Origin of the sequence: Pseudobacter sp. (genome assembly GCF_051955275.1) — a bacterium.
Classification (GTDB): Bacteria; Bacteroidota; Bacteroidia; order Chitinophagales; family Chitinophagaceae; genus Pseudobacter.
In genome coordinates this window covers 1-18,883 of the sequence record NZ_JBQCGW010000058.1, presented here as the reverse complement: position 1 = coordinate 18,883, position 18,883 = coordinate 1, and the positions used below count along the sequence as shown (strand labels likewise).

The following is an 18,883-nucleotide window of genomic DNA, read 5'->3' as shown; positions in this document are numbered from 1 at the left end:
TTTTATAGTTCTGCGAAGGCTGAGGGCACAGATGGAACTGTTGCACTGAGCACTGATTTACCCTTGTTGGTGTTGATACGGATGATGGCACGGCCATTATAAAGTTGTACGTATTTGGAGCCGGATGATGTTCCCTGGTTGTCGATCAGCTGGCCGTCACCGGCGAGTGTGAAGCGGATCCAGTTGGCGGCATCTAAACATTGAACGCCATTGACATCGTGGAGAGTGGCTTGCATAGTTACGATGCCGTTTGCTTCGGAAAGCTTTTGCAGTTTCACCTGTGCAGATTTGCTCCATTTTTCTGTCTGGTACTGGAATGAGATGGAATCGGTAACGATGGTTTTGCCTTTTTTTGCGATTACCCTGATGGTGTTGTTGCCTCTATTAAAAGCAGCGGCCCATCTCAGTCCTGCCGCCGGAAAATCCTGGCTGCTGCGTTTCTTTATGCCCAGACTCTTACCGTTGAGGAATGCTTCCGCTTCATCGCAGTTGGAATACACTTTGATCATCTTCTCTTCTCCTGCATCACCCCAGCGTACCGGCCAGTTATGACCGTAGATATGCACCATGGGCGTGCTGGTCCAGTACGACTGAAAAACGTAATAAGATTCTTTCTTCGTGAAATCCCTTTCCACTACTCCTTTCTGGTTCATGTAAGGAACAGGATTATCCGGACGGACGGGCGTTGAGAAATCCTTGAAAGGCCATTGTGCTGTACCCGTGAGCCAGGGCATGGTCTCCTGTTCTTTCAGGTGCCAGTCGATCAGGTTGCAGATATAGGATTCGCTCCAGTCGCCATCCTTGCTCACACGCGCTGCACCACCATACAGGGATGCATCGCCTGCGCGCTCATCCGCGGCACCTCCGGCTTTCACGGCCATCAGCGCTTTATCCGGACTTTCGGAATGACGGCCTGCATGAGAATCACCACCCCATTCCACATGCAGGAAATGTCTCACTTTTTTCATTTCCATTTCGGATACGCTCTTGTATTCCGTGTAAATGCCGCGGTACCATCCTGCCCAGATGGAGGGAGAATACACATCCACGATGTCTTTACAAAAATCGCAACGGCGGATGGCCGTTTTGCGATCGGGATCCAGGTTATGACTGAGATCATTGAGTTCGCTCATAAAAGCGCGGATACTGTCTTTATTGAACGCAGGAAAATCGCCGGGCCAGTCGTTCTCATTGCCCAGTCCCCAGATGAATACGGAAGGATGATTGTAATGTTGTTCTATCATATTCACCAGCATCCGCTTTGCCTGATCGCGGTAGATCTTTCCGCCAAGGCCGCCACGGCACCAGGGAATTTCTTCCCATACCAGGATGCCGAGGCTATCGCAGAGTTGAAGGATGATGCGACTTTGCTGGTAATGCCCCAGTCTGATAAAGTTCACGCCCATTTCCTTCATCATGATCATTTCTTTACGCATCATATCCTCCGTCATGGCAGCGCCAACACCGGCATGGTCTTCATGGCGGTGGGTGCCGCGCAGCAGAAGCCGCTTACCATTGAGCAGGAATGGCCCCTCTTCTACAAATTCAGTATGACGGAATCCGGTCCTGACGGTATGCTTCACATCTCCATGAATGGTTTTCAGAACGGCCTCTATGGTATACAATTGCGGATTATCGGTTGACCATATACGTGGTTTCTTCAATGCCAGTTCTACAGGCTCTGGTCCTTCCACTGGCATCGGCACAGTCTTCTGTTGCACGAGTTTTCCGGCAGGATCTGTAATACGAAGTTCGATGCCGGCTTCGCCTCCCTCAAAAGCGGGATCGTAAAATCGTGGAGTGATGGTCAGCTTGCCGGCTTTGCCATCTTTATCCACTTCGGCTTTCACAAATAATTTATCGAAGGATACAGCCGGAACATATACCAGGTTGAGGTACCGGTAAATGCCGCCATAAATATTGAAATCTGATAAACTGCTGGGGATCATTTCCAGGTCGCGGGAATTATCGGTTCGTATGCTCACCGGGATCTTTCCGTTGAATTGTTTCCGGAACACCGGATCCTTTGTGAATGCTTCCACCGCGTCGGTAATGTCTGCCGTGAATTCATCATATCCTCCAACATGGGTTTTCACCAGTTTATCGTACACATATACAGATATCTTCTGCCCGGCACCTTCAAAATGAAGCAGTGTTCTACCCTTCGTATATGGGTTACTGATAGTCAACTGCGTTCGGTACCAGGCAGGCCCCTGGTAATAATTCACATCGGGGTCCACACCATCGATGGCATTCACGCAGTGAGGAAGTGTAACGGTCTTCCAGAGCGGTACGCTCTCGGGATTGCCCTTGCCCACAGGGCGGATAGCTTCCCAGATACCACCCAGATCCTGTTGCAGGAATTCCCAGTTATCGTTCAGTCTTTTTGATTGTTGCGCATCGGCAGGCAGACTGCCTGTCAGCAGCACCATTGCCATCAATAAAGAGCCCAGCTTCCTGTTCATTGCGTTTGTATCAGTTTTCGATTAAAGCACGATTATCGGAGGGATGAAGATATCCCATATACAGGAAAAAGACCCGGCCAGAGCCGGATCTTTGTATAAAGGATTCTGACATTTTTATAAGCCTGATCATCACTCGTCATCAGGGAAGTAATGTGGGCGGCACATACCTGTCGATCACATGCACCGTGCCATTGGTAGCCAGCAGGCTGCTGGTGCGCACATTCCTTACATCATTTACCACAATCGGATAATCCGATGTATTGGAAGGTGAAGAGTTCAGCACTTTGAACCTGATAAGTGATTTAGGATTATTGGCCGGATCAAAAGGCCAGGTAGCCTGCCTGGTAACACCTGCCGGCAATGCATTGAATGCGCCTGCCGCCGCCAGTGTACCTACTTCCTGGTTTTCATCAGCCACCTTGATGGTGTAATGGTCCTGAACGCTGGTAGCGATCAGGTATAACAGATAATCCCTTACAAATTCCTTCGGATAGTCCTGCCATTTCTGAGCAGGTTTTCCATTCACGAAATTGGCGCCAAAGAAACAATCGGTCTGCATGGAGTCTTTGTTGCTTACCCTGGTCACTCTGCGGATCGCGTCGTTATGAAGGAGCACGAAGGTTCTGCCTGATTTTTCATATTCGGCCAGATCGATCTCTGCATACTGAATGCCTCGGAGCATCCATACGAAGAGTGTATCATTAGGCGCAGCCACACCGGTGGCGCGGTCTGTCAGGTATTTGCCGGCTGTTTTTTCCAGGTACGGGCTCAGCGTATGGGGCTTGCGGTTGTAATCCTTCTGGAGGCTGAGTTTTTTACAGCTGGTAGCAACAACCATCAGCAGCAAAGCAATTGCGGGTATATTGAGTTTGATGATTTTCATAACTGTACAATTAGTTGTAAGGTTCATTTTGCTTCAGTAATGGATTGTCTTCGATCAGTGTGCGGTGGATGGGCCAGAGCCATTTCCTTTCATCCGATCCAAACCCGATCTCTTCCACGCCCTGCCTGTGCTGCCTGATCTTGAGAATGGGATCCATCACTTCCTGTACTTTTCTGGTGCGTACCAGGTCAAACCAGCGTTTGCCTTCACCGAACAGTTCCCAGCGACGCTCATTGAGGAGGGCATTCTGCATGGCTTCTTTGGTTGCAACGGCTGCATCCGTATCGAGATAGGAAGGCAGGTTGGCGCGGTTGCGCACAATGTTCAGCCATTTGAGTGCCGTTACCAGGTCACCGTTCTGGTTCACTGCTTCTGCATATAACAACATCATGTCAGTGAGGCGGTACATGGTGAGATAAACTGGTACCTGTTTGGTATTATCATTCCAAACCGGGTTGCCGGATGTGGGAGCCGGATAGAATTTCAGTAGCCTGTCCTGAAGACCGCTCACATTGTAATCGATGGTTTGTGTTCTTCTCCAGTCGGCAGGCACAGCATCGCGCCAGACCACCCAGGTGAGAGAATCGATCTTATTGGGACTGTTGCTGTGATAAAGGGATACAGGTGTACAGGCGCAACCGTTCACGGCAAAATCCCAGTGAATGCTGAAGATATTCTCGTGGGTATTTGCGTTGACGAATACTTTCTTCCAATCGGCCTGTGCCACCAGGTCAGCAGCGCTCATACCGGTAAACACCTTGCCCGTAGGCGATTTTGCTTTGAACAGGTTATCGAACCAGGGCAGTGCTTTCTGGTATTCGTTCCTCCACATATACACATCGGCCATGATGGCGCAGATGGCACCTTCGCCGATCAGCCATTGGGAGGGTGTTGCATTTTTAGGGATGAGCTCATATGCCTTTTCAAGATCAGGGATGATCACTTCGTTGATGATCTTATCCTTTGATTCCCTTGCCTTGCGCGGATTCTCGTTCACATCGGTGTAAGGTTCCAGCCACACCGGCGCATCGCCCCATAATCTTACGATCCAGAAATAACTGAGGGCTCGCAGTGCATAGGATTGCGCCATGGCATTGTCAATGATCGCTTTGGTAGCGGTTCTGTCGTACTGCGGCACCAGTGGAATATTCTTGATACAGTTGTTTGCCCTGCCGATAGTGCGGTAGAGGCCTGTCCAGTTAGACGCGGCATTACCTGCAGTGAGACCATTGAAAGCGATCTCCAGTGCATGTGCAAAATTGTATTGTGTTTTATCGAAATTATCTGCACGTCCTTCGCCCCAGAAATAATATTTACCCCAGGTGCTACCGGTGCCACCACCTGTCATTTCCATTTGTAAGGAAGCATAAACGCCGGTGAGGGCTGCGTTGATATCCTTGGTGTTCTTGAAATAACTTTCAACGGGCACCTGTGTGAGTGGACGTTCATCCAGGAACTTCTCACAACCTCCGGAAGTAACAGCCAGCGTTGCCAGCATCGCTATATTGAGAATTGTCTTTTTCATTGTGCAATCGTTTAAAGGTTAACATTGATACCTATGCCCACTTCCCTTCTCTTGGGATACTTTCCATTATCCAGACCGATCTGCAAACCATTGGAAGAGAACTCGGGATCATACCAGGAGTAATTGGTCCACATCAGCAGGTTGGTGCCATACAGGAAGATATTGGCCGTACTGAGTTTCCACTTGCGTACCAGTTCTGCGGGAATTGAATAATTGAGGCGTGCGCTGGTAAGGCGGATATAAGAACCATCTTCCAGGTACAGGCTATTATAGCCCGGAGCCATGCTGCCGCGATCATCTTTGGAAGCAAACCGTGGGTAGATGGCCACATCACCCGGTTTCCACCATGCATTCACAATGGCATCCCAGATGGGAGGAGAATACGTGGAGTTATTCCTGTTCTGTTCACCGCGGACACTGTTATAGATCTCGTTTCCGATCTGTCCGTTGAACAGGAGGTTCAATGAAATATTCTTATAGCGGATGGTAGTGTTGAAGCCGAAGAAATAATCAGGGATGGCATTACCTGCAATGATCTTATCATAATCATCGATGATACCATCATTGTTCACATCCAACCACTCGGTATCACCACCCAGCAGTTTGCTGCCGTTACGGCTCTTGGTAAAGATCTGTCCGGTGTAAGCTTTGCCGGTAGCATCCGTGTAGGAGCCATTCGGGGTACCATTGCTGCCCAGCACAACATTGAGGCGCTCTCCCTTTTCGTTGTAGGCATTGGATTCGTTCCACTGGTAAACACCCAGGTTCTTCCAGAGGTAAAAATCACCGATCCTTCCACCTTCTCTCAGCAACCACTGGTTGATGATCATGGCGGAACTGGAATTCAGCTTATCGATAGAGCCTCTCATCACAGAGACGTTACCTCCTATTTCCAGGCTGAAGTTCTTTGTCTGAACCGGTGTACCCTGTACAGTGAATTCAAACCCTTCATTCCTGATATTACCCAGGTTTTTGGCTACGATACTTTTGCCACTTTCTTTTGGAAGCTCCACATCATACAACAGGTCAGTGGTTTTCTTCACATAGTACTCAGCAGTGAAGTTCAACCTGTTCCTCAGTACAGAAAACTCAAGCCCCAGGTTGGAAGTGGTGGTGGTCTCCCATTTGAGGTTGCTGTTACCCAATCTGTCGGAAGGAGCGGCAGCGCTCTGGCCATTGTAAAACTGCTCGCCGAAAATCATGTTTGAATACGAAGCATAATCACCGATGCGGTCATTACCTGACTGACCGATGCTGTATCGCAGTTTGGCATCCTGCAGAAAACCGGAAGCCCAGTCCATGAACTTCTCCTGGGAGAAGCGCCATGCTGCTGAACCGGAGAAGAAAGTCCCGAATTTATTATTCTGTCCGAAACGGGAAGAGCCATCACGTCTGGCAGATGCCTGCAGAATGTACTTACCCTGATAAGTGTACCCCAGTCGGCCGAACGCAGATGCATCGGCATTGGCAGTACCTCCGGTGGATGTTTTGGTAAGATCGATCACCCCTGCGTTTGACACATTGATGTCTTCACTGAGGTATCGGTACATACCGATCTCGTAGGTTTCAAACTTTCTCCTGTCGGCACTGACACCCAGTGTAGCCGACAGATCATGATCACCGAAGCTTTTCTTATAGTTGAAGAAAGCCTGTGCTTCCCAGTAAAATCTGCGGGCCATATAATTGCTTCCCGTTGCATCTCCGGTTCCTCCACTGGTGAGGTAGGCCGGGGAGAACTGTTTATTGCTCAGGTCCTCCAGGATGGCATTGAACATGGTGGTGAACTTCAGATCCGGTGAGAACTGGTAGTTCAGGGTATTGTTCAGCTGGATGGTATAATTATTATCATTGTTCTTGGTCATCATCGCCACCGCTACCGGGTTCCTTTTGGATTCCACGTAGCTGCTCAGCTGTCCGTCCGGCCTGTAAATGCTGGTCCAGGGGTTACGCTCCCATACCTGCTTGGCCGTATTGCCCACGGGTACGTTGTTGCCGGTCTGATAAACTATGGTAAGGTTATGTGCTGCAGTGAATTTCTTGCTCAGGTTATATCCTACGTTGACCTTGGACTGAATGCGTTTGATCCAGCTGTTGATCACAATGGAGCGGTCGTCCGTATAATTGATGCTCGCATAATAATTGGCTCCGCCTTTCTGTGCCCCGGAGATGCTCATGCTCAGTACATCCTTGTTGGCTGTTCTGAAGAGCAGGTCCTGGTAATCATTATCGGAATTCAGGTAAGGGTTCACGGAATCCACGTTCACCCCCTGGTTTCCGTCTCCCCGCATTCTGCGGTATTCGCGCAGTTCATCGGCGGAAGTGGTGCGCATCTTATGGGCCAGTTTACCCATGATATGGTTATAGCTTACGTTCACCTGGGATTTACCGTCCCTGCCTCTTTTGGTGGTAATGATGATAACGCCGTTGGCGCCACGTGCGCCATAAATGGTAGTGGAGGCGGCATCCTTCAGTATCTCGATAGATTCAATATCTGCGGGATTCACAAAAGTAAAACCATTCTCACTCAGTACTCCGTCGATCACATAGAGCGGACCGTTACCGGAGTTGATGGTAGAGGCACCGCGGATCTGGATGGTACCCTGACCGGCAGGATCACCGTTATCATTGGTCACCAGTACACCGGCAGCCTGTCCCTGCAGGGCATCAAAAAGGGTCACCGGCTGACGCTCGGCGATCTGCTTCTTGCCTACGGAAGAGATGGAACCTCCCAGATCGCGTTTCCGCATGGTGGCCCCATATCCGATCACCACCACTTCGTCCAGGGGGTTGCCGCTTCCTTCTTTCAATTCGATATTGAAAGTGCGTTCCTTTCCCACTGTTATTTCCTGGGTGGCATGGCCTACAATTGAAATTACAAGAATGGCTTTTTCATTGGGAACATTCAGGGAGAAAACACCGCCATCGTTTGTGGTGGTGCCCGTTGATGTTCCTTTGATGTTAACACTGGCTCCTTTGAGCAGCTCGCCCTTAGCGTCTTTTACGATACCTGTAACGGGGATCTGTTGCGCCGCCAGGGGAAGCGCCCAAAATAGCTGGACCAATAGAAATAGTGTAACAACCCGGCGTTGGTTGGAGCATGCCGGGGTTGAAGCATGGCAGGTCTTTTTCATACAGCAGTCACATTTTAGAAAATTTGGTAGTTCTTTTCCGGGGGCTAACCAGTAAAAACCATCCCGGAAAGGGTTTGCTTTTAAACAGTTGCAATATAAGCCACTAACCAATTGACCTGTTTTGATCCTTTTAACATAGTAGTAATCTATTTTGGCAATGCTCTTATTTGCTGCAATTGCCATACTAGTAAGCTATTTTGGCATTAGGGTGGAATATTTGCCAAAATACATGAATATTGAGTTTACAAATCATCGAAATACTGCTTCCAAATGAGCCATAGACATTGCTTTGCCCTGGACCTGAAAAAGAATACGGAGCTTATTAATGAATATGAAGCCTACCACCAGGCGGTATGGCCGGAGATCATTGCGAGTATCAAAGAGGCAGGTATTGAAGACCTGCAGATCTACCGGGTAGAGAACCGCCTGTTCATGATCATGGAAGTGCATGACAGTTTTTCCTTTGAAAAGAAGCATGCGGCGGATGCAGCCAACCCCAAAGTGCAGCAATGGGAAGAACTGATGTGGAACTACCAGCAGGCCCTGCCCACTGCAAAGCCCGGAGAGAAATGGATGCCGATGAAAAAAATATTTCAACTCTAAACTAACGATACATGGCGCTTGCTTCACCAACTACTGTAAAAATTCCCGCCTCCTCCGCAGGGAAGACAATGCTGCTCCCCTTCATCCTGGTCACCAGCCTTTTCTTTTTCTGGGGCTTTGTACATAACCTCGATCCTATTCTTATTCCGCATCTCAGAAAAGCATTCCGGCTGAGCAATCTCCAGGCATCGCTGGTAGACTCTGCCGTATTTATCGCTTATTTCCTGCTGGCATTACCAGCCGGCTTCGTGATGCGTAAGTTTGGTTATAAATCAGGGATACTCATCGGACTGATCTTATTTGCTGTGGGCTCATTTCTCTTTATCCCCGCAGCCAATACCCGAGAATATATTTTCTTTTTAGGAGCACTCTTCGTGATCGCCTGTGGCCTCACCTTCCTGGAAACCGCCGCCAACCCCTATGCTACGGTATTGGGTCCGGAGAGTTCCGCCACCCAGCGCCTCAACCTGGCACAGTCTTTCAACGGACTGGCTGCGCTGGTAGCCCCCATGATTGGCGGTAAAATGATCTTCTCCGGTACTGATTATACAGATGCTCAGCTGGCTGCCATGACAGACCAGGCAAGAAATGCCTACCTGCAATCGGAAGCAGACAGCGTTAAATTACCCTACCTGATCTTAGGGATAGTTATTCTACTGGTTGCAATTCTGATCTGGGTCACTAAAATGCCTGATACCAAAGAAGAAGGCAGTAAAGATGGCAGTGGCAATCCCTTGCATGCTTTCAAACACCGTCACCTTACCTGGGCTGTGATCGCTCAATTCTTCTATGTAGGCGCGCAGGTATGCGTGAGCAGCTTCTTTATTGTAATTGCCATGAAAGCTGCGAATATCAAGGAAACAGTGGCCTCTTATTATCTTGGTTTGGGTTACGGCCTTGCATTCATGGGTGGCCGCTTCGCCGGTACTTTCCTGATGAAATACATCGCTCCGGCAAAACTGCTCACTATTTACTCACTCATCAATGTGCTGCTTTCGCTCGTTGCCATCTTCGCGGAAGGCATGATCACCGTGTATGCGCTGATCGGCATCGCCTTCTTCATGAGCATCATGTTCCCTACCATCTTTTCCCTTGGAATCAAAGACCTCGGAAAAGACACCAAACTGGGATCCAGCCTCATTGTTATGAGTATCGTTGGCGGCGCATTGTTGCCACCGGTGCTGGGATATATTGCCGATCTTACAAAGAATATCCAGTACGGTTACAGCATTCCGCTGGTCTGCTTTGTAGTAGTGGCATATTTCGGCTGGAAAGGCCATAAGATCAGGACAGCATAGATCAGGATAGTTCAATTACTGTATCATATTAATTTCAGCATTCTTTTTTAAATGAAAAACATGTTCTCTTTAAAAGACAAACAGGCAGTAGTAACAGGTGGAGGAAGTGGTATCGGAAAGGCCATTGCCACCCTGTTTGCCAAACAGGGCGCCACCGTGCATATCATTGAACTGAGCGAAGCCAGTGGCGCTGATGCTTTGAAAGAGATCACAGCGGCAGGCGGAAAAGCGCATGTGCATGCCTGTAATGTAACCATCCAGCAGGATGTAGTGAATGTTTTCAATGCTATCGGCCCTCATCATATCCTGGTGAACAATGCCGGGATCGCGCATATCGGAAAAGCCGACAATACACAGGAAGCAGATTTTGACCGTGTGATGAATGTGAACGTGAAAGGCGTGTATAATTGCCTGTATGCCTCCATCCCGCAGATGAAAGCAGCAGGCGGTGGCGTGATCACCAATATGGCCAGCATTGCGGCCTGGGTGGGACTGAGCGACCGCTTCGTATACTCCACCGCCAAAGGCGCCGTGATGGCCATGACCCTCTCAGTAGCCAAAGACTATATCAAAGATGGCATCCGCTGCAACTCCGTATCGCCCGCCCGCGTGCATACGCCGTTTGTGGACGGGTTCCTGAAAAATAATTACCCCGGCCAGGAAGCTGAAATGTTCGAGAAGCTGTCGAAGTCACAGCCCATCGGGCGCATGGCCTCCCCGGATGAAATCGCCAGCCTGGTACTCTACCTGAGCAGCGATGAAGCCGGCTTCATTACCGGTACCGATTATCCCATCGACGGTGGTTATATAAAACTGAACAGCTGATGCGCGTTGCCCTTTTTGTGCCTTGTTATGTAGACCAGTTCTATCCCAAAGTAGCCATCGCCACACTGAACCTGCTTACCAGGCTTGGAGTGGATGTGGAGTTTCCAACCGGACAAACCTGCTGCGGCCAGCCCATGGCCAACGGAGGTTTTGAAGACTATACCAAAGGATGCAACCGCAACTTCGTACAGAATTTTGCGGGGTATGATTATATCGTAAGTCCTTCCGGCAGCTGCGTGCTGCATGTGAAGGACCACCTGCATGATGATACCAATGAGGCGGGCGCCACCGCCATCCGCCAGCGTGTGTATGAGCTATGTGAGTTCCTGACGGACGTGCTGAAGATCACGGAGCTTAATGCTCAGTTCAACGGCAAAGTGGCCCTGCACCAGGGATGCCACGGACAGCGCGGCTTACAGCTGGGATCCTCCAGTGAGCGCATGCTCCCCTTCTTCTCCAAACCACTGCAATTGCTGCAGATGGTACAAGGGATAGAAATGGTGCCGCTCAAGAGGGGCGATGAATGCTGCGGCTTCGGCGGCACATTCTGCGTTACGGAAGAAGCGGTATCAGTGGCCATGGGACAATCAAAGGTGAACGACTATCAGCAGCATGGTGCGGAAGTGCTCACCGGTACAGATATGAGCTGCCTCATGCACCAGGAAGGACTGATAAGAAGACAAAAACTGCCAATCAGGGTGATGCATATCGCGGAGATCCTGGCAGGCTCCTAACAGAGAATATACAGAAGCTGAAAGCATGAGTTTTACCCATCATTCACACCCCAAAGCGGCGCACGACTTCTTGAAGAACACGGAGCGGATGAAATGGCACGATGATGCCCTCTGGTTCGTAAGAGCCAAGCGGGACCGCATCGCACAGACTGTACCAGACTGGGAGGAGCTGCGGAACCAGGCTTCCGCCATCAAATCACATACCCTCTCTAACCTGGATGCATACCTGCAGCATTTTGAAGAACAGGCCATCGCCAACGGCGTAACCGTTCACTGGGCGGCAGATGCCAATGCCCACAACAATATCGTGTTGCAACTGCTTCAAAAGTGCGGCGCAAAAAAGATAGTGAAGAGCAAGAGCATGCTCACGGAAGAATGTCATCTCAATCCCTTCCTGGAAAAGCATGGCATCGAAGTAGTGGACACCGATCTCGGAGAACGCATCGTTCAGTTAAGAAAAGAACCACCCAGCCATATCGTGCTGCCCGCTATCCATATCAAAAAAGAAGAAGTGGGCGAGCTCTTCCATGAACATCTTGGAACAGAAGCAGGGGCCAGCGATCCGCAATACCTTACTGCTGCCGCACGCGAGCACCTGCGACAGAAATTCCTGGCAGCGGACGCCGCCATCACGGGCGTGAACTTTGCCGTGGCGGAAACCGGGGCCGTGGTGGTCTGCACCAATGAAGGCAATGCAGACCTGGGCGCCCACCTGGCCAAAGTGCATATCGCCTGTATGGGCATCGAGAAAGTGATCCCGGCAACCGCCGACCTGGGCGTGTTCCTGCGCCTGCTGGCCAGGAGTGCTACCGGTCAGGCCATCACTACCTACAACAGTCATTTCCGCAAGCCGGCACCCGGTACAGAAATGCATATCGTGATCGTGGACAATGGCCGCACTACCCAGCTGGGCCGCGAGGCCTTCCGCAATTCACTCAAATGCATCCGCTGCGGAGCGTGTATGAATACCTGTCCCGTGTACCGCCGCAGTGGGGGGCATAGCTACCACAATGCAGTGGCAGGGCCGATCGGGGCCATCCTGGCGCCGAATATCGACATGAAAGAATATGCCGACCTTCCCTTTGCATCCACCCTCTGCGGCAGCTGCTCGGATGTATGCCCGGTGAAGATCGATATCCATAATCAGCTGTACCAGTGGCGGCAGGTGCTTACCCGCGAAGGCCATGCGCCGGCTGGTAAAAAAGCTGCCATGAAAGTGATGGGCAATGTACTGTCATCTTCCGGAAAATATTCCTTTTCGGGTAAGGTTGCCCGTAAGTTACTGAAATGGTTTCCACGCCTGGCCGTGAATGGCCGCCTCAATCCCTGGGGTAAGCAGCGGGAACTTCCTGAAGTACCGGAACAGAGCTTCCGCGAATGGTACCAGCAACAGTCATCCAAAAAACAACCGAAGTGAGCAGGCAGCAGATCCTTGATGCGATCAAAAAAAACAAACCCGCCCTGGTAGCGGCTCCCGCTTCCTTTCAGTATCTTCCATCCGGAGAAGAACGTCTCCCCCATTTTGTTGCCTCACTGGAACGTGTGGGCGGCCTGGTGGTGGAACTGAAAGACCGTAAGGAGATCGCGGCCACCGTGCAGGAGCATTTTCCGCAGCTGCACCGTATCGCTGATTTTGTGAACCATCCCCGCAACAGCAACCAGGCCCTGTTGCACGATATGGCCAATATCGATGTCACCGTACTGGAAGGCAGGCTGGGAGTGGCAGAGAACGGTGCCATCTGGTTGCAGGAATCGGATTGCATCAGCCGTGCACTCCCATTCATTACTCAGCACCTGGTGCTGGTACTGGAAAAAAGCAGGCTGGTAGACAGCATGCATGCTGCCTATGCAGCCATCGATACAACCCAGGAAGGATTCGGCGTGTTCATCGCCGGTCCGTCGAAGACCGCGGATATTGAACAATCACTGGTGATCGGCGCTCATGGCGCTAAGAGCCTGCTGGTGATATTAGTGGATCAACAAGCATAAAAAACTATTAAATAAACTGTACATGAAACTGATCAGATTTGGAAACCCCGGCAATGAGAAACCAGGCGTTGTGATCAACAACAAACGGTATGATGTGAGTGAACTGGTTGCTGATTTCAACGAAGACTTCTTTACCGGCAATGGTATTGAAGCGCTGCAGGCGCAGCTGAACAAACAGCCCAACCTGCCTGAAGTACCTGCCGGCGTACGCTGGGCAAGCCCCCTTTCCAGGCCATCCAAGATCATCTGCATCGGTCTGAACTATGCAGACCATGCCGCTGAAAGCAATATGGCCGCTCCCAAAGAGCCGGTGGTATTCTTCAAAGCCACTACTGCCCTGGTAGGCCCGAATGACGATCTGGTGATCCCCCGCAACAGTGTGAAAACAGACTGGGAAGTGGAGCTGGCCGTAGTGATCGGTAAGAAAGCCAGCTATGTAGAAGAAGCCGAAGCCATGGATTATGTAGCTGGTTACTGTCTTCACAACGATTACAGCGAAAGGGAATTCCAGCTGGAACGTGGTGGTCAGTGGGTGAAAGGAAAGAGCTGCGACACGTTCGCTCCGCTAGGTCCGTGGATCGCCACCAAAGATGAAGTGGGCAATCCTCATAATCTTCGTTTATGGCTTACCGTTAATGGCAAGACCATGCAGGATGGCAATACCAGTAATTTCATTTTCAACATTCCCTTCCTGGTGCATTACCTGAGCCAGTTCATGACCCTGCTTCCGGGAGATGTGATCTCTACAGGCACTCCTGCAGGCGTGGGCCTTGGTCAGAAGCCGGATCCTGTCTATATAAAAGAAGGTGATGTGATGGAACTGGGCATCGATGGACTGGGTACAAGCAAACAAACGGCTAAGGCCTGGACAAAATAATCAAAAGAAAAAAAATGGATCTCCAACTTCAACATAAAGTGATTGCCGTTACAGGTGGCGCCAAAGGCATCGGCGAAGGCATTGCCCGGGTACTGGCGCGCGAAGGCGCCATCCCCGTGATCATCGGCCGCAAAGCGGCCGACAACCAGAAAGTGGTGGATGCTATCAAAGCCAGTGGGGGCAATGCCTGGCAGGTGGAAGCCGAACTGACTGACCCGGCTGCCAGCAAGAATGCCGTTGATGCCATTCTGAAGGAGTTTGGTCGCATCGACGGCCTCGTGAACAATGCAGGCGTAAATGATGGTGTGAGCCTGGAGCAAGGAAGTTATGATGCTTTCGTCGCTTCCCTGCACAAGAACCTGGTGCATTACTACCTGATGGCGCATCATGCGCTTCCAGCCCTGAAAGCCAGTAAGGGAGCTATCGTGAATATCAGTTCCAAAACCGCAGAGACCGGTCAGGGCGGCACTTCCGCCTATGCCGCTTCCAACGGTGGCCGCAATGCGCTCACCCGCGAATGGGCTGTAGAGCTCCTGCCCTATGGCATCCGCGTGAATGCCATCATTGTGGCTGAATGTTACACACCGCTCTACGAGACCTGGATCAACAGCCTGCCCAACCCGGAAGAGAAGCTGGCCAACATCGTAAAGAGGATCCCGCTGGGCAATCGAATGACCACTGCCGAAGAGATCGCCAATACCACTGCCTTTCTCCTGAGTGAACGCAGCAGCCATACCACGGGTCAGCTGATCCATGTGGATGGAGGTTATGTGCATCTCGACAGAAGTCTCTAACCGGATTACATTATATTGCAGCTACATTCAAAAGTGGAAGTATGCAACAAATTCGTACAGCACTGTGCTCATTCGGAATGTCGGGTAAGATTTTCCATGCTCCTTTCATTCAGCAGAACCCGGGTTTCATACTCCGCGGCGTATGGGAAAGAAGCAAGAAAACCGCTGCAGAACTCTATCCCGGCATCATCAGCTATGATACCTATGAAGAGATACTTACCGATCCCGATGTGGACCTGGTAGTGATCAACACGCCGAATATTACACATTTCGGATATACGAAAGAAGCCCTGCTGGCCGGCAAACATGTGGTGGTGGAAAAACCATTCACAGTTACGGTAGCAGAAGCAATAGAACTGGAAGAACTGGCTGTACAACAGGACAGGATCATTTCCGTTTATCAGAACCGCCGGTTCGACAGTGATATCACCACTGTACGCCGGGTAATCGAAGAAGGCGCGCTCGGTACCATTGTGGAAGCAGAGATCCATTACGACCGGTATAACCAGATCCTCAGCCCCAAGCCTCACAAGGAAGTGGCCGTTAAAGGAACCGGTGTTCTGTATGATCTGGGGCCTCATGTGATCGATCAGGCACTCTGGCTCTTCGGCATGCCCCAGGCCGTATTTGCCGATATCATGAAGCTCCGCCCCCACTCACTGGTGGATGATTACTTTGAGATCTTATTATACTATCCCCAGCTCCGTGTGCGCCTCAAAAGTGGCTACACGGTGATGGAGCCCATCCCCGCCTATGTTTTCCATGGCACCAATGGCTCCTTTATCAAACAGCGGGCCGATGTGCAGGAAGTGAAACTGCAGGCAGGACTGATGCCCGTTGATGAGAGCTGGGGAGTGGAAGAGCCAGGATCAGCCGGACTGCTCCATACCAACATTGATGGTCAACCGAAAAAGATCGTAGTCCCGTCCGGGACCGGAGATTACGGCCGGTTCTATGAAGGCCTGTATGATGCCATTCAGAACAGTTTGTTTGAAGACAAATTTGTACCGGCCAGCGCGGGCACCAATACCATCCGCATCATTGAAGCGGCTTACAAAAGCCAGGAGCAAAAAAGAATCGTTGAATTATAAACCCCGTCATCAATGAAACCTTCCCGCTTTTTCCTTTTTCTGGCCGGCAGTTTACTGGCCCTGCAATCCTGCACTGTAGCACAGCCCGGCAATAACACCAAACAGAAAACCGTACTGCTGGATTACTATTTCAATCACGAATACAGAAAAGACAAATCCGGAAATACGGAAAGATTCCACTATACCTGGGAAGACCCTACCAACAGCGGTTTCAGCATGTGGGGAGAGCGCTTTCGTGCAGCGGGCGTCATAACAGATTCGCTGGGCGAGGCCCCTACCGCGGGCAATCTGGCGCGTGCAGGTGTTTACATTATTGTGGATGCCGATAACGAAAAGGAGACCGCCAACCCCAATTATATCCTGCCTGAGCATATTACAGCCATCAGCGACTGGGTAAAGAAAGGCGGTGTGCTGGTGCTGCTGGCCAACGATTCAGGCAATGCAGAGTTCAAACATTTCAACCAGCTCGCCAACAGGTTCGGTATCCATTTCAATGAAGACAGGTACCACCTGGTGATCAACAATCAATACGAGCAGGGCGCATTCAAAGTACCGGCCAATCATCCGATCCTTCCCAATGCAAAGAAGATCTTTCTGAAAGAGCTCAGCACCCTCACTGTTCAGAAGCCCGCTAAATCTGTATTTACAGACGATGGCCATGTGATCATGGCAGTCTCTGAATACGGAAAAGGAAAAGTGCTGGCCATCGGGGATCCCTGGATCTATAATGAATATATCGACGGGAAGAGACTGCCCGCTGAGTTTGAAAATCCGCAGGCTGCCACCGATCTTGCCAACTGGTTACTGGCCCAGGCAAAACGTTGATAAAAAGAAAACCAATAAAAAAGCAATGGCCCGCAGATGATCTGCGGGCCATTGCTTTTTTATTTCAGAACTATTCAAATCAAAAATCGAACATACCCTTGACATTAATGCCTTTGAGGTTACTGTCCAGTACTTCATTGGGTATACCGTCTTTCAGGATAAAACCCATATCCTTCTTTTGTTTGGCCCTTGCTTCCTGCATGGTGAGCACTTTTTCTTTTTTGGAAGGCGCCGGCGCTACTATCAGCTTTTCATCAACACCGGTGATCTGGATTTTTGTGGCAAACCAGGTTGTATGGAGGCGGGGGATCGCGAGGCCAAGGATCATACCGGGCAGTCCGTTAAAATATTCAGGGCCTCCCTGTGGCAGGATCTCGGGGCAATAGAAGGCAACCACATATACACTGTCCATCATCACTCCTATCGCTTTGCGGCATTTGAAACCGGCAATGGAACGGGTTTCATCGCCAATCTGCCAGCGGATGAATTTGAGGGAATCCTCAAACACGAACGATTCACCAAAGCCTGTCTTAAAAGTGGATTTGCGCTCCTGCAGATCGGTGAACACCGTTACATTTGTGCCGCCCATTCCGTGAAATCCCTGTTCTCCTATGCCACGGTATAAAATCTTATCGCCGGAAAACAGTATTTCTTTCTTGATGGTCATAAACTCCGGGCCGTCACCGCCACCACCTCCAATGGCAATAGCGTTAGTACGGCCGGATTGTTTAAAGTTCTGGCTGAATTCTGCAAAGGCCCTTTTCAGGTTCACTTTCTTTTCATATTCAATACGGCCAACGGATAAAAAGTCCTGTGTCATGCCATTGAATGCAGCAGTGAGGAACAATATGGAGAGGATGATATTTTTCATAAAAACTTTTAAAGGTTTATCAGAGAGAGCCACCGAAATTCCAGGCCACAGAGAACATGAAATACCTGCGCAATACAAAGCCATTGGATTCATTCCAGTTGGCGCCGTCAATAGTACGGGAATACCCGGTATTCTTATTCAGGATATCATTGACCCTGGCCTTGAACACCAGCTGATCATTGGCCAGGAATTTCTTTTCCACTGAAGCATCCCAGGTTACCACATTCACACTGTTGGCAAAAGAACTGTTACCCGGATTGAACCTGGCCTGTACATCAGATTGTAAAAACACTTTACCCGGCAGTTCTATATCCAGTCTTACAGAATGAGTATGGGTGAAATTCCTGGTTTTTATCTGGTTGGGGAACTGTGTATTACCATCCGACAAATTTACATTGGCCATATAAGAAACTTCCATCAGTTCTTTCAACTCATACCTTGCATTGGCGCCCACACTATAGCTGTTATTGAGCGATTTGAACTGCTGGCCGTTCATGATGGAATAGCTTCCACTCCTGCTGTAGCTGAGGTTACCACCGATATGAAAGCCTGTTTTACGCCAGCCCTTGTTCACGTTGAGCCCGGCCGTTATACTTGGCAAGCCATCCACATTCACATACCGGCTGATCCTTCTGTTCTGCTCTGTGATGGTAGTGGCATTGATAATGGCATTGTTGGTAAGTCCACCTGAAGCCATCAGCATGAACATGAACTCTTTCTTGAAATTGCCTCCCATGTACCGCAGACTTACGTTGTGATTAAACCCAGGTTCCAGGTCAGGGTTTCCTTCCTGTATATTCAGCAGGTCGGAACTTTTACGCAAAGGTTGTAATTGTTCCAGCGATGGTTGAACGGTGGATCCTGAGTAGTCAAGGCTGATGCTGGAAAAACCTGCAATGGTATAAGATGTGCGGATATAAGGAGCAATATTGGTGAAAGAACGTTTCCTTCTGGAGTTCAGGTCAAGATCCA

Annotated in this window: 16 protein-coding genes; 10 read left to right on the top strand and 6 right to left on the bottom strand. The window is 50.1% G+C overall.

Annotation, left to right across the window (positions count from 1 at the left end; genetic code table 11):
• Nucleotides 1–2: 2 nt before the first annotated feature.
• The 4 genes from ACTHMC_RS05690 to ACTHMC_RS05675 all read right to left on the bottom strand — a co-directional run bounded on the left by ACTHMC_RS05690 (nt 3) and on the right by ACTHMC_RS05675 (nt 7,935).
• The gene (locus ACTHMC_RS05690; protein ID WP_440411624.1) at nt 3–2,465 is read right to left on the bottom strand and encodes a glycoside hydrolase family 2 TIM barrel-domain containing protein; all 2,463 of its coding nucleotides are present in this window, start codon (nt 2,463–2,465) and stop codon (nt 3–5) included.
• A gap of 139 nt (nt 2,466–2,604) precedes the next feature.
• Entirely contained in the window at nt 2,605–3,348 is a 744-nt protein-coding gene (locus ACTHMC_RS05685; protein ID WP_440411622.1) for a hypothetical protein, read from the bottom strand.
• A gap of 10 nt (nt 3,349–3,358) precedes the next feature.
• Nucleotides 3,359–4,873 carry a RagB/SusD family nutrient uptake outer membrane protein gene (locus tag ACTHMC_RS05680; protein ID WP_440411620.1) on the bottom strand — a complete coding sequence of 505 codons (1,515 nt, stop codon included), beginning with the start codon at nt 4,871–4,873 and terminating at the stop codon, nt 3,359–3,361.
• An 11-nt stretch (nt 4,874–4,884) separates the two neighbouring features.
• Nucleotides 4,885–7,935, bottom strand: coding sequence for a SusC/RagA family TonB-linked outer membrane protein (locus ACTHMC_RS05675; RefSeq protein ID WP_440411618.1), 3,051 nt, complete (start codon nt 7,933–7,935; stop codon nt 4,885–4,887).
• Between the two features lie 339 nt (nt 7,936–8,274).
• Here ACTHMC_RS05675 and ACTHMC_RS05670 point away from each other — a divergent pair, with 339 nt between their 5' ends.
• The 10 genes from ACTHMC_RS05670 to ACTHMC_RS05625 are packed head-to-tail and all read left to right on the top strand — an operon-like array spanning nt 8,275 to nt 17,040.
• A complete protein-coding gene (locus tag ACTHMC_RS05670) occupies nt 8,275–8,607 on the top strand; it encodes an L-rhamnose mutarotase (protein ID WP_440411616.1) in 333 nt (110 codons plus the stop codon).
• 11 nt (nt 8,608–8,618) lie between these two features.
• Nucleotides 8,619–9,905, top strand: coding sequence for an L-fucose:H+ symporter permease (gene fucP, locus ACTHMC_RS05665; RefSeq protein WP_440411614.1), 1,287 nt, complete (start codon nt 8,619–8,621; stop codon nt 9,903–9,905).
• A 51-nt stretch (nt 9,906–9,956) separates the two neighbouring features.
• Nucleotides 9,957–10,730 carry an SDR family NAD(P)-dependent oxidoreductase gene (locus tag ACTHMC_RS05660; RefSeq protein ID WP_440411612.1) on the top strand — a complete coding sequence of 258 codons (774 nt, stop codon included), beginning with the start codon at nt 9,957–9,959 and terminating at the stop codon, nt 10,728–10,730.
• Nucleotides 10,730–11,464 carry a (Fe-S)-binding protein gene (locus tag ACTHMC_RS05655; RefSeq protein ID WP_440411611.1) on the top strand — a complete coding sequence of 245 codons (735 nt, stop codon included), beginning with the start codon at nt 10,730–10,732 and terminating at the stop codon, nt 11,462–11,464. The genes ACTHMC_RS05660 and ACTHMC_RS05655 overlap by 1 nt, the downstream gene beginning before the upstream one ends.
• A 25-nt stretch (nt 11,465–11,489) precedes the next feature.
• Complete coding sequence (locus tag ACTHMC_RS05650) at nt 11,490–12,881, top strand: LutB/LldF family L-lactate oxidation iron-sulfur protein (RefSeq protein WP_440411609.1); 1,392 nt, start codon at nt 11,490–11,492, stop codon at nt 12,879–12,881.
• A complete protein-coding gene (locus ACTHMC_RS05645) occupies nt 12,878–13,453 on the top strand; it encodes a LutC/YkgG family protein (protein ID WP_440411607.1) in 576 nt (191 codons plus the stop codon). Before ACTHMC_RS05650 ends, ACTHMC_RS05645 begins: the two co-directional genes overlap by 4 nt.
• A gap of 22 nt (nt 13,454–13,475) precedes the next feature.
• A complete protein-coding gene (locus ACTHMC_RS05640) occupies nt 13,476–14,330 on the top strand; it encodes a fumarylacetoacetate hydrolase family protein (protein WP_440411605.1) in 855 nt (284 codons plus the stop codon).
• Between the two features lie 14 nt (nt 14,331–14,344).
• On the top strand, nt 14,345–15,124 hold the full coding sequence (locus tag ACTHMC_RS05635) for an SDR family oxidoreductase (protein ID WP_440411603.1): 780 nt from the start codon (nt 14,345–14,347) through the stop codon (nt 15,122–15,124).
• A gap of 41 nt (nt 15,125–15,165) precedes the next feature.
• Complete coding sequence (locus ACTHMC_RS05630) at nt 15,166–16,215, top strand: Gfo/Idh/MocA family oxidoreductase (protein ID WP_440411601.1); 1,050 nt, start codon at nt 15,166–15,168, stop codon at nt 16,213–16,215.
• Nucleotides 16,216–16,227: 12 nt separating this feature from the next.
• A complete protein-coding gene (locus ACTHMC_RS05625; RefSeq protein WP_440411599.1) occupies nt 16,228–17,040 on the top strand; it encodes a DUF4350 domain-containing protein in 813 nt (270 codons plus the stop codon).
• Nucleotides 17,041–17,119: 79 nt separating this feature from the next.
• Here ACTHMC_RS05625 and ACTHMC_RS05620 read toward each other — a convergent pair whose 3' ends face one another.
• On the bottom strand, nt 17,120–17,911 hold the full coding sequence (locus tag ACTHMC_RS05620; protein WP_440411597.1) for a GLPGLI family protein: 792 nt from the start codon (nt 17,909–17,911) through the stop codon (nt 17,120–17,122).
• A 19-nt stretch (nt 17,912–17,930) separates the two neighbouring features.
• The coding region (locus ACTHMC_RS05615) for an outer membrane beta-barrel protein (protein WP_440411596.1) at nt 17,931–18,883 on the bottom strand (953 nt) is incomplete at its 5' end.

What these genes read in the sequence shown, in the direction of transcription:
- fucP (WP_440411614.1), top strand. Translation starts at nt 8,619, where the DNA reads ATGGCGCTTGCTTCACCAACTACTGTAAAAATTCCCGCCTCCTCCGCA.
- ACTHMC_RS05670 (WP_440411616.1), top strand. Translation starts at nt 8,275, where the DNA reads ATGAGCCATAGACATTGCTTTGCCCTGGACCTGAAAAAGAATACGGAG.
- ACTHMC_RS05650 (WP_440411609.1), top strand. Translation starts at nt 11,490, where the DNA reads ATGAGTTTTACCCATCATTCACACCCCAAAGCGGCGCACGACTTCTTG.
- ACTHMC_RS05640 (WP_440411605.1), top strand. Translation starts at nt 13,476, where the DNA reads ATGAAACTGATCAGATTTGGAAACCCCGGCAATGAGAAACCAGGCGTT.
- ACTHMC_RS05655 (WP_440411611.1), top strand. Translation starts at nt 10,730, where the DNA reads ATGCGCGTTGCCCTTTTTGTGCCTTGTTATGTAGACCAGTTCTATCCC.
- ACTHMC_RS05625 (WP_440411599.1), top strand. Translation starts at nt 16,228, where the DNA reads ATGAAACCTTCCCGCTTTTTCCTTTTTCTGGCCGGCAGTTTACTGGCC.
- ACTHMC_RS05680 (WP_440411620.1), bottom strand. Translation starts at nt 4,873, where the DNA reads ATGAAAAAGACAATTCTCAATATAGCGATGCTGGCAACGCTGGCTGTT.
- ACTHMC_RS05620 (WP_440411597.1), bottom strand. Translation starts at nt 17,911, where the DNA reads ATGAAAAATATCATCCTCTCCATATTGTTCCTCACTGCTGCATTCAAT.
- ACTHMC_RS05630 (WP_440411601.1), top strand. Translation starts at nt 15,166, where the DNA reads ATGCAACAAATTCGTACAGCACTGTGCTCATTCGGAATGTCGGGTAAG.
- ACTHMC_RS05690 (WP_440411624.1), bottom strand. Translation starts at nt 2,465, where the DNA reads ATGAACAGGAAGCTGGGCTCTTTATTGATGGCAATGGTGCTGCTGACA.
- ACTHMC_RS05660 (WP_440411612.1), top strand. Translation starts at nt 9,957, where the DNA reads ATGAAAAACATGTTCTCTTTAAAAGACAAACAGGCAGTAGTAACAGGT.
- ACTHMC_RS05685 (WP_440411622.1), bottom strand. Translation starts at nt 3,348, where the DNA reads ATGAAAATCATCAAACTCAATATACCCGCAATTGCTTTGCTGCTGATG.
- ACTHMC_RS05635 (WP_440411603.1), top strand. Translation starts at nt 14,345, where the DNA reads ATGGATCTCCAACTTCAACATAAAGTGATTGCCGTTACAGGTGGCGCC.